The sequence below is a fragment of the Capnocytophaga sp. oral taxon 329 str. F0087 genome, assembly GCF_000213295.2.
Lineage (GTDB): Bacteria > Bacteroidota > Bacteroidia > Flavobacteriales > Flavobacteriaceae > Capnocytophaga > Capnocytophaga leadbetteri_A.
The window spans coordinates 1-553 of sequence record NZ_KN390074.1 but is presented as its reverse complement, the minus strand read 5'-3'; the positions used below and the strand labels follow the sequence as shown (position 1 = coordinate 553).

The following is a 553-nucleotide window of genomic DNA, read 5'->3' as shown; positions in this document are numbered from 1 at the left end:
AAATACGCGAGTTACGTTGTCATAACCTTCTGTTTCAAACACTTTTACTCCCCAACGGTTATAAATACGTACCACATTATCTGGGTAACGATTTATACCTGCGATATGGAAGTGTTCGTTCTTACCATCACCATCTACTGACATACCATTATAAGGTACTAGCTTATTCACTACCTCGATAGTAACGGTAGCTGAAGCACAGCCATCGGTATTGCAAAGCTCATACACAAAGGTATCAATACCTACAAAACCTGTATGTGGACGGTATTCGATAGTGCCGTCAGGATTTACTACTGTCGTACCATTAGTAGGATTAGTTACTACATTAGGTGCTGTAGCTCCGTTTGGCGTATCGTTAGCCAGTACACTAACCACTACTGGTATATCTATAGGAGTGGTAGTACGATCATCAGCTGCTATTGGCAATACTGGAGTAGTGCTGGTAGTTGTAGCACTTACTGTTACCTCTACAGTTGCTGTTGCACAAGCTGTTGGCGTTGCTATAGTACAAATTTGATATGTTAACGTATAAATACCTGATGGGGTATTGTTT

The 553-nt window shown here is 40.9% G+C and carries 1 protein-coding gene; it reads right to left on the bottom strand.

The window, feature by feature from the left end; genetic code table 11:
- On the bottom strand, positions 1 to 553 hold a 553-nt coding region (locus tag HMPREF9074_RS11235; protein WP_034540883.1), incomplete at both ends, for an Ig-like domain-containing protein.